The following is a 6000-nucleotide window of genomic DNA, read 5'->3' as shown; positions in this document are numbered from 1 at the left end:
CTTATAAACCCTCTGATATCAATGTATTTGCTTGATTTATATATTTAATTTTTGACAATACGGTCTCATATATGGGGGTGATGGAATGAAAGATCACTTGATTCGAGATCAACTAAAAAGGCCGTTAAGGGATTTGCGAATATCTGTAATCGACCGCTGCAATTTCCGCTGCCAGTATTGTATGCCTGCTGAAATATTCGGCCCTGACTTTCCGTTCCTGCCAAAAAGCGAATTGCTTGCTTATGAAGAAATTGAACGGCTTGGACGGGTCTTTGTCGGGCTCGGTGTTGAAAAAATCCGCTTAACAGGCGGAGAACCCCTTTTGCGTAGGGATTTGCCTGTATTAGTAAAAATGCTTGCTGATATTCCAGGGTTGGATGATATTGCATTGACCACTAATGGAGTGTTACTGCCTAAACTTGCAAGCGATCTGAAAACTGCCGGCTTAAAACGGGTCAATGTCAGCCTCGATAGTCTTGATGATGAGCTGTTCGGCCAAATTAACGGCAGAAACGTCGGCGTCGGTCCGGTCTTAAAAGGCATTAATGCTGCCAAACAAGCGGGACTGGGCGTCAAGATCAATATGGTCGTCAAAAAAGGCTTAAATGAACATGAAATAGTGCCAATGGCGAAGTTCTGTAAACTGGAAGGCCTGGAGCTTCGTTTTATTGAATTTATGGATGTCGGCAGCACAAATGGCTGGAAAATGGATGATGTTGTCACGAAAAAAGAAATCTATGAGATTTTGCAAAACCATGAAGCTCTTGAGGCGGTGGAACCTGCCTATTTCGGGGAAGTCGCCAAATTGTATTCATACAAGGATGCTGCCGCCCGTGTCGGCTTTATTCCATCCGTTTCTGAATCATTTTGCTCAACCTGTACAAGGGCAAGATTGTCAGCAAACGGCCAAATTTTCACTTGTCTTTTCAATGGCAACGGCCACGATTTGCGCGACTTTATGAGAGCCGGTGCAACCGATGAAGAGATCAAGGCACGAATCATTTCAATTTGGGAACACCGGAGCGACCGCTATTCAGATGAACGAACAGCAGAAACAATCGCAACCCGCAAGAAAATTGAAATGTCATATATCGGTGGGTGAAGGAACAACTCTGGAAAAGGGTTGTTTTTTTTGTACCGAAAAATTATCTGTTAATTCACGTATTTGAAAAAAATTAAAAAAAACACAAAAAACCCCGTAGAAGATATTGACAGCAATATTAAACTATCATATTTTGGAAATAGATCGCAGTTCCAAAAAACAGGAAAATGAATGATGAATGAAATGGAAGTTTGCTAGTATTTTGGCTGCTGTCCACCTACCGCTTTGTTGGGGGTGGATGGCTGTTCAATATAGGAGGCTAATAATATGAGCATCATTAGTTTGAAGGATATCCAGGTTGTTTATAATAGCTTTCACCCGGTTTATGCTCTTCAGGATGTTACTTTATCGATTGAAAAAGGTGAATGGATCACGATATTAGGTCCATCAGGTTCGGGGAAGACAACCTTGTTGAATGTGATCGGGGGAATGGAGCGTTCCTCCATGGGAGAGGTAGAAGTAGCCGGCATGCTTTTGAACGGGCTCTCTGACGATGCGCTCCAGGATTTCCGCCGCAATAAGATAGGCTTTATTTTTCAGCATTACCGCCTCCTTGACCAATACACGGTACTGGAAAATGTCATGCTCCCACAATGGCCATATCTGCCGAAAAAGGAGATTGAAAGAAGGGCAACGGAGATTTTATCACAGTTGCATATGTCCCATCGGCTTGATCATCTGCCAGGAGAGCTGTCGGGAGGGGAAAAACAACGCACGGCGATTGCCCGGGCGATGGTCCACAATCCTGAAATACTGTTATGTGATGAGCCGACAGGCAATTTGGATGCAGAAAACAGGGATAATATCCTGACATGCCTGGAAAAGCTTCATCAGAATGGCATGACGATGTTAATCGTCACCCACGATGAGGAGGTTGCAAAGTACGGAGACAGGAGTTTGTTTTTGCGTGACGGGATTCTGAAAGAGAGGGTAGGGTTTGTTTGACATGAATAGCTCAATTTGGGTCGTTACGCTTGTTTCGGCATTATGTTTCTTCATCCTGGTTTTAATCGCAGCGTCGATAAATATCGTTATCCTGTTAAAGAAAAACTTGGGCGATACGCTGCAGTTGCGAAGAAAAAGAGCGTTTGACAAAGGCGCGTCTCTGTCGGCTAACATGACGAAGTAGATAAATAACAATAGGTAGCTTGTAGACAAAAACCTTGCCGGCTCGAGTCCGGCAAGGTAGTCAGGAAAGTCATCTATTAATTTGCAGTCAGGTAGCGCGGGAAGAGAATATTATTTTCAAGATGGACATGCATGAATGTTTGCTCTTCCAGCATTTCGAGACGTTTATAGACTAAACGGTAGGTTCCGCACGCATCGAGAGGCGGCGTGAAATCGGAAGTGATATCGCGCAGTTCCTTTAAAATTGCGCCTGCATGATCATGTTCTTTTTCAAGCTGTCTAATTTCCTCCAAAATCCGGGTGCGCTCTGCCTCAGGGGCTGTTTCGAGCTTCAGCAACAATGGGAAAATGCTTTCTTCTTCTTTTGCTGTATGCTCAAGCAGCTCTTTCTTTAATTCATAATAAAGCTCATATACTTTCAGGAGTTCCGGGCGGCGGTCGCCATGAACCCTGGACACTTTAGTTACATAAGGACTGAGCTGTGACAATTCCTCTTCCAATGGACGATGGAATTTTTCTTTGATTTGCTCGATCAGTTCAGCGGAGCCCGTAGCCATCCACGTTTTTATATCTGCCGGTTCATTCCCGCTCTTTTGATAAACTTCATTTAATTCTTCCATTAATGAATCCACGTCGACATTGCGCTGTGCTGCAGCATCGTTAAGGGGGATATTGCCTCCGCAGCAAAAGTCAATTCGATGGCGTTTAAAAATATCGCTGGATTTAGGCAGCTCATTTACAATATCTTTTACAAGTGATGTTGCTGAAAATGGCAAACTCATTATGCTTCCTCCTTAAAATCATTAAATGTTTTGATCACACCTTAACAATAAAGGATTATGATTGTTTTGAAGGTGACGCATATCACACTTAGCGATTTTTTTCTGTTTCTACTCCGTAAAGCTTGAAAACGGAGCTTTTTAATGAATGAAGTGGCAAAACAGAAGCATTTATTCCGAAAACTGCTGTGATGTTTGTCATGATCTCCTGTTTCGTATACCCTATATAATAAAGAGGCAAAAAAGAACGTTAATTTGCCGTTGTAAGTGCAGGTAGGAGCTGATGAATGATGGTTGAAAGAAGAAAACCGATTTCTATCGGGGAAGCAGTACAGAGAGTGATGAACTATGCGAAGAATGGAAAGACAGAATACATATCGATTACGAATAGCTATGGCCGCTATCTTTCTGAAGATATAATCGCAACCCATGACGTACCTCATTTTGACCGGGCCCCATATGATGGGTTTGCGGTTCGCTCCATCGACACAGTCGGAGCTTCCCAAGAAAACCAGGTTGAATTTGAAGTGATTGATCATATTGGTGCCGGTTTGATCACATCCAAAAATGTCGGGCCGTTTCAGTGCGTCCGCATTATGACCGGAGCACAAATGCCGGAACAGTGCGATGCTGTTGTAATGCTCGAATTGGCAAAAGAGATGGAGCGTGATGGCAAAAATTATATGGCTGTTAAACGCGCATCGAAAAACGGTGAAAATATCTCTTTCCGAGGCGAAGATGCGAAAGAAGGAGACGTTCTTGTTAAAAAAGGAACGTTTATCAATCCGGGCATCCAGGCTGTGCTCGCAACTTTTGGATACGCACAAGTTCCGGTCGCGCAAAAGCCGGTCGTTGGCCTGTTCGCAACCGGAACAGAGCTCCTTGAAGTGGAGGAGCCGTTATCACCTGGTAAAATTCGCAACAGCAATTCGCATATGATTTCGGCCCAGATTGAGCGGGCAGGAGCAGAAGTTCATTATTTTGGCAAGCTGCCGGATGATTTTGATATTTGTTTTGAGGCTGTAAAAAATGCTTTGGATAAGGTTGATATGCTTGTCACAACTGGCGGTGTATCGGTAGGGGACTTCGATTATTTGCCGGACATTTACGAAAAATTGCAGGCAGAAGTGTTATTCAATAAAGTCGGGATGAGGCCGGGCAGCGTGACGACCGTTGCCCAATATCAAGGAAAGCTCCTGTTTGGTCTTTCCGGAAATCCTTCCGCCTGCTATGTCGGATTCGAATTGTTTACAAGGCCAGTGATCCGTACACTGCTGTTCTCAGAAAAACCGCATTTACGTAAAGAACAAGCGATTCTTACCGCTAATTTTCCAAAAGCCAATCCGTTTGCACGTTTTGTCAGGAGCGCCCTTGATTTTCAGGAAGGCAGGCTGACTGCCTCTCCAAGCGGTGTTGATAAATCAAACATCGTCATGAGCCTTGCCGGCGCAGACTCGTTGATGATTTTACCTGGGGGCACAAGGGGATTTGCAGCGGGGGATGAAGTGGAACTGTTGTTGCTTGAAGACCAAACCGGCAGCGAGTGGCCATGGTAAAACCTGTTGTATTCCAGGCTTGCGGTTTTCAAAACAGCGGCAAGACATTGCTGGTGACGAACTTGGTTTCAAGCCTGTCCAAAAGCGGTTTTACGACCGTGACGATTAAACACCATGGCCATGGCGGAAAACCAGATCTTCCAGTCGAAAAAGACTCAAGCCGCCACATAACGGCTGGCGCGGCTGCTTCTCTCGTTGAAGGTGGGGGCAGAGTCATAATCCATGGCGAAAATGCCAGCTGGCCACTAACTAAAAAGATAGAATTTATGTCCTTTTTTGAGCCCGACTTTATCATTGTCGAAGGGCATAAGCATGAAAATTACCCGAAGGCTGTTTTATTAAGAAGAGAGGAGGATCTTTTCCTCCTCAAACAGCTGCAGGAGGTTAAGGTAATCCTTTTTCATAAAGCGCTTGAAGGGCACAGCGAATTGGCCGGTTTACATATTCCATGTTTCCCGGCAGGTGGACATGAAGGAGTGCAATGGATTACCCGCTTTTTAACGGAAAAAGCACACAGCTAGTATGAGCATTTGTAATGGGGTCCATTGGGCCCTTTTTTATGGGAATGAAACAGAAAAAACATGCAAAAATCGAAAAATAACTTGATATTTTGTGATTAGTTTCACTTATTACATGCCGAAAATTCTATACAGTTAAAGTAGTATAGGTATAGGAGAGATCATTATGAAGTTATTTTTGCCAAAACAGCACGGAGCCTGGGCGATGCTGATCATTCCTTTTTGGCTGAGTGCAGCGGCTGCGGGGATTCAATGGGAACACATTCCTTTTTTCTTTGGCTGGCTCCTTTTATATTTAGCGACATACCCAATGCTCTTATTATTCAAAAAAAAGAAAGTGAAATTCTATATAAAGTGGACACTCATTTATCTCGTCCCTGCTTTAATTCTGCTAGCGATTCCTTTATGGGCAAGGCCATCACTAGTTATTTTCGGTCTGTTGATGATTCCACTCTTCTTCGTTAACATTTATTTCTCAGGCAAGAATCAAGACCGGGCCCTATTAAACGACTTCAGCGCTATCTTTGTGTTTGCGATTGCCGGGCTTGCGAGCGGGTATTTAAGCGCCGGAATGATTTCAGAGGACTTGGTTTTGATTTTTGTAGCATCGGTTTTGTTCTTTGCAGGGAGTACGTTTTATGTGAAAACAATGATCAGGGAAAAGAAAAGCCGTTTATATAAACGAATTTCCTGGACATATCATGCCCTAGTACCGATTATTTGGCTTGTGCCCGGGCAATGGCTGATTGCGTTTGCGTTTTTGCCGAGCCTGCTGAGAGCATTTGCTTTTTACGGAAAGCCATATTCTATCAAAAAAGTTGGCATTCTCGAAATCGCCAATGCGGCTATTTTCTTTATTGTAATGCTGATCGCAATTATTTAGGCAAAGATAAAAAAGCTTCATGGCTGGTTTCAGT

General features: G+C 43.7%; 7 protein-coding genes. 6 read left to right on the top strand and 1 reads right to left on the bottom strand.

From position 1 onward, the window contains the following. The first annotated feature begins 85 nt into the window (after positions 1 to 85). The 3 genes from moaA (at position 86) to CVD23_RS14820 (ending at position 2231) form a co-directional block, all read left to right on the top strand. On the top strand, positions 86 to 1102 hold the full coding sequence (gene moaA, locus CVD23_RS14830; protein ID WP_101666450.1) for a GTP 3',8-cyclase MoaA: 1017 nt from the start codon (positions 86 to 88) through the stop codon (positions 1100 to 1102). Positions 1103 to 1369: 267 nt separating this feature from the next. Next, positions 1370 to 2047 (top strand): ABC transporter ATP-binding protein, encoded by a 678-nt coding sequence (locus tag CVD23_RS14825; RefSeq protein ID WP_101666449.1) that lies wholly within the window; start codon positions 1370 to 1372, stop codon positions 2045 to 2047. 1 nt (position 2048) lies between these two features. Next, positions 2049 to 2231 (top strand): hypothetical protein, encoded by a 183-nt coding sequence (locus CVD23_RS14820; protein ID WP_142382906.1) that lies wholly within the window; start codon positions 2049 to 2051, stop codon positions 2229 to 2231. Positions 2232 to 2307: 76 nt separating this feature from the next. On the opposite strand, the gene ric is transcribed toward CVD23_RS14820, so the two are convergent. Then, positions 2308 to 3012, bottom strand: a complete 705-nt coding sequence (gene ric / locus CVD23_RS14815) for an iron-sulfur cluster repair di-iron protein (protein WP_101666447.1) — start codon at positions 3010 to 3012, stop codon at positions 2308 to 2310. A gap of 287 nt (positions 3013 to 3299) precedes the next feature. On the opposite strand from ric, the gene CVD23_RS14810 reads away from it, so the two are divergent. The 3 genes from CVD23_RS14810 (at position 3300) to CVD23_RS14800 (ending at position 5966) form a co-directional block, all read left to right on the top strand. Next, positions 3300 to 4565, top strand: coding sequence for a molybdopterin molybdotransferase MoeA (locus CVD23_RS14810; protein ID WP_101666455.1), 1266 nt, complete (start codon positions 3300 to 3302; stop codon positions 4563 to 4565). Beyond that, positions 4559 to 5086: a molybdopterin-guanine dinucleotide biosynthesis protein B gene (mobB, locus tag CVD23_RS14805; RefSeq protein WP_101666446.1), complete on the top strand. Its 528-nt coding sequence runs from the start codon at positions 4559 to 4561 to the stop codon at positions 5084 to 5086. The genes CVD23_RS14810 and mobB overlap by 7 nt, the downstream gene beginning before the upstream one ends. A gap of 163 nt (positions 5087 to 5249) precedes the next feature. Further along, positions 5250 to 5966, top strand: a complete 717-nt coding sequence (locus CVD23_RS14800; protein ID WP_101666445.1) for a YwiC-like family protein — start codon at positions 5250 to 5252, stop codon at positions 5964 to 5966. The last annotated feature ends 34 nt before the right edge of the window (positions 5967 to 6000 follow it).

The organism is Bacillus sp. V33-4 (assembly GCF_002860225.1).
Lineage (GTDB): Bacteria > Bacillota > Bacilli > Bacillales > Cytobacillaceae > Bacillus_BJ > Bacillus_BJ canaveralius.
The sequence above is the reverse complement of the archived record's forward strand: the minus strand, read 5'-3'. Positions and strand labels throughout refer to the sequence as shown.

Coding starts and splice junctions, on each gene's coding strand:
- ric (WP_101666447.1), bottom strand. CDS start 3,012: ATGAGTTTGCCATTTTCAGCAACATCACTTGTAAAAGATATTGTAAAT.
- CVD23_RS14810 (WP_101666455.1), top strand. CDS start 3,300: ATGGTTGAAAGAAGAAAACCGATTTCTATCGGGGAAGCAGTACAGAGA.
- CVD23_RS14820 (WP_142382906.1), top strand. CDS start 2,049: ATGAATAGCTCAATTTGGGTCGTTACGCTTGTTTCGGCATTATGTTTC.
- CVD23_RS14825 (WP_101666449.1), top strand. CDS start 1,370: ATGAGCATCATTAGTTTGAAGGATATCCAGGTTGTTTATAATAGCTTT.
- mobB (WP_101666446.1), top strand. CDS start 4,559: ATGGTAAAACCTGTTGTATTCCAGGCTTGCGGTTTTCAAAACAGCGGC.
- CVD23_RS14800 (WP_101666445.1), top strand. CDS start 5,250: ATGAAGTTATTTTTGCCAAAACAGCACGGAGCCTGGGCGATGCTGATC.
- moaA (WP_101666450.1), top strand. CDS start 86: ATGAAAGATCACTTGATTCGAGATCAACTAAAAAGGCCGTTAAGGGAT.